The organism is Vicinamibacteria bacterium, from assembly GCA_035620555.1.
Lineage (GTDB): Bacteria > Acidobacteriota > Vicinamibacteria > Marinacidobacterales > SMYC01 > DASPGQ01.
Map to the genome: position 1 here is coordinate 1 of DASPGQ010000144.1, position 2954 is coordinate 2954.

Sequence of the window (2954 nt, forward strand, 5' to 3'; positions counted from 1 at the left end):
CGCTCGAAGCCCGATCGCAGAGGCTCTGATTCGACCAGAGACGACAGTTGAAATCCCGCGTCGAAGCGGACATCGGCGAAGCTCCAGTGGGAGCTCTCGGCCCGCTCCATCCCAGACTCGATGACGAGGAGACTCGCCGCCAGCAGACACCGATCCTCGGGCACCGCGGTATCGCCGGATCCCCTCCGGATTACCAGGCGAACCTCTCTGACCCGCTCGATGAATGCCGGAACCTCGTTACCGTCCAAACTCTCGAGAGCTCGAAGCGCATCGCCCCCACCGTGCGCTCGATAAAGATTCACCAGCCGGAGAAAGGCCCCGGGGGGCTCGCGCTCTCCGAGTACGACGAACGCGCAGTCGTCCGGCTGGAGCGACAGAAACGCGAGCAGGCTCAACCCATGGACCATTGTCAGGAAGGACCGACTTTCACAGCGTTAGTTTATGACATGACGAAGCAGAAGGGGTCTGAGCTCGCGTGGCCATTGTCAGGACAGGGTTGCGGAAAACGGTCCGATGACCTCGACGAGCACCGAGGCAGGCTTTTCTGGCATACTGCGTCCGTGACTCCATACTCGACTGGCGTAACCGGGTGGCTCTTCGTCATCGCCGCAGCCATGATCTGGCTCGGATGGTCCCTGACCCACACTCGCATCGGAACGTTCTTCGAGCCGGAGGATTTTGCTCGCGTTCGCCTCCACTTTCGCAGGTGGATCTGGCTCTTCCGCTTTCATCTCTTCGGGCACATCGTCGCGGTGATGGCGCTGGTCGCGCTCGGAGTCCTGTTTTCCGATACCGACGCCCGAATCCTCGTGTGGCCCGCCGTTGCCGTCTGTTCCACCGGACTCCTCGTCGGAGCACTGGCACAAGCCTTTTACTATCACTTCGGCGCTTGGGGTGCGCTGGACAACGAAGGTAAGACGGCGGGAGAGACGAAGAGCTTCGTGAGCTCGCTCCAGGTGACGACCGAGTACGTCACCTGCCTCGTCCGCTTCGGGCGCGTATTCTTCGGGCTCGGACAAGTCGTTCTGGCCGCGGGGTTGTGGCAGTCGGGACTGGTGCCAATCTGGGTCACGGTGGGAGCGGCGCTTCTCGGGCTCGCTGCCATGGCGTTGACGATGGGGCTGCCCGACGAGCTGCAACTCTACGACCCGGTCTTTCACCTCAACGCCCTCTGGCTCGTGGCGGTGGGTGTCGCCGTTCTCGGGTTGGGATGATACAAGCGAAAAAGAAAACCAGCCCCGGACTTGTCGCTCGAGGCTGGTAACCTTTCTGGAGAAGCGAGTCGTTACGCCTTGATTTCGATCTGCTTCGGTTTCGCTTTCTCGACCTTGGGCAACCTCACCGTGAGAATACCGTCCTTGTAATTGGCCTGAATCTTCTCGGCATTCACGATGGCGGGCAACGAGAAGGATCGGGTGAAAGCGCCATAGACGCGCTCTCTGCGAAAGAACTCTCCTTTCTCCACTTTCTCCTCTCGCTTCCTCTCACCACGCAGGGTCAACATGTTGTTCTCGACCTCGACGTGGACCTCTTCCTTCTTCATTCCAGGAAGTTCCGCTTGCAGAACGATCTCGTTGGCGTGGTCGTAGATATCGACCATGGGCTGCCACGCCCCGAAGATCTCGGTCTCGGGGAACTCCCGTTCGAACCAGTTGCCAAATCTCTTGCCTAGCACGTCGAAATCTCTGAAGAACGGCTCGAATCGCTTCGGATCCCATCGAACCATCTCGCCTAGCACTTTAATCACCTCCTTTCATCTTCTACCCGACGAGAGTGCAATTTCGAGGCCATGACTCACGCTAACCCGGCTTGGCTATCCTCGTCCAGCAACGTTAGTTGCGGCGATGCGTCAATTGGGGGGCGGAGGGACTGATGGTGCAAAACGCCCACCGCAGCTTCAAAACGCGCACCGCCGTTTTTGAGGGAAATCGCGTTCCCGATGCACGCGATCCGGCGCAAGCGGCGCAGGGGGATAAAGACGGCGCCGCGTCGTCTTCCCGAAATCAGAGCCCTTCGAGAATCTCGGCCGTCAGCTTTTCCAGCTCGGCTTTCGCCTTCGAATGCGCCTCGCCCGTCGCCGGGCCGGAGAAACCGCTATAGACGGCATGCACGGTGCGATCGCGGTTCAAGAAGATCGTGACCGGAACCCCTTCGATGGGGCTCAGCCCGGCGAGCCCTTCGGAGGCGAGGTCTTCCAGCGTCGCGTCGGTGATGACGATCTCCCATTCGATCCCGTGCTTCTTCTTGAACTCGCGAACGCGGCGTTGCTTGTACTCCAGGTCCTCTCCATACTCATATGCGAGCCCCAGAATCTCCAGGCCCTCGGAGCGGTATTTTCGATGGAGGTCCACGAGCACGGGAGCGTGATCGTTGCAGTTAGGACACCACGTGCCGAAAATCTCGACAATCACGGGCTTGCCGTCGAATATCGAGTCGTGAAGCGGCTCGAGCTCCAGTCGCTGTTCGTCGGGCACGAAGGCAACCCGCTCGAGCGGATCGGGAACCTCGAAGTCGTCGTCACGCCGGGCGACGAAAGGAGCCCGGACCAAGTGGTTGACCCACGCGCCCTCCATCACCCCATCGGTCTGCAGTTCGCCTTCGAGCAGGAATGCGTGCTGCCCGTCGAACGTCGACAGCTGCAGTCGCGCTCCCCTCACGTTCCCGGCGAGGAAACGCAGGTCTCCGTATTCGGACGGAACCTCTATGGTTCCGGTCAAAACGCCCGGGGCCTGCTCTTGGAAGACGCCCTTGGCGATTCCGTACCGATCGAATTCCATGCGCCACGTACCGGCAACGTCCGCGCTGGGGTCGGCATCTCCCTCCTCAGCAAGGAGGGCGAAGCGCCGGCTCGGGTCTGGCTCCGCCACCGGCTCCGCCTTCATCGGCAAGATCGGCTCTCTCCCGGTAGCCTGTTCCCGACACCAGTGTCCAGTCACCGTGCCATCCGGCTTGAA

General features: G+C 60.8%; 4 protein-coding genes. 1 reads left to right on the forward strand and 3 read right to left on the reverse strand.

All coding sequences use genetic code 11. The annotated features are described in order from the left end of the window. Positions 1-407 (reverse strand): hypothetical protein (locus tag VEK15_05745; protein HXV60176.1); only part of this gene is annotated, 407 nt, incomplete at its 3' end. A 153-nt stretch (positions 408-560) separates the two neighbouring features. Here VEK15_05745 and VEK15_05750 point away from each other — a divergent pair. Further along, positions 561-1214 carry a hypothetical protein gene (locus VEK15_05750; GenBank protein ID HXV60177.1) on the forward strand — a complete coding sequence of 218 codons (654 nt, stop codon included), beginning with the start codon at positions 561-563 and terminating at the stop codon, positions 1212-1214. Positions 1215-1285: 71 nt separating this feature from the next. On the opposite strand, the gene VEK15_05755 is transcribed toward VEK15_05750, so the two are convergent. Beyond that, positions 1286-1747, reverse strand: coding sequence for an Hsp20/alpha crystallin family protein (locus VEK15_05755; GenBank protein HXV60178.1), 462 nt, complete (start codon positions 1745-1747; stop codon positions 1286-1288). 256 nt (positions 1748-2003) lie between these two features. Beyond that, a partial coding sequence (locus VEK15_05760; protein HXV60179.1) for a TlpA disulfide reductase family protein occupies positions 2004-2954 on the reverse strand: 951 nt, incomplete at its 5' end.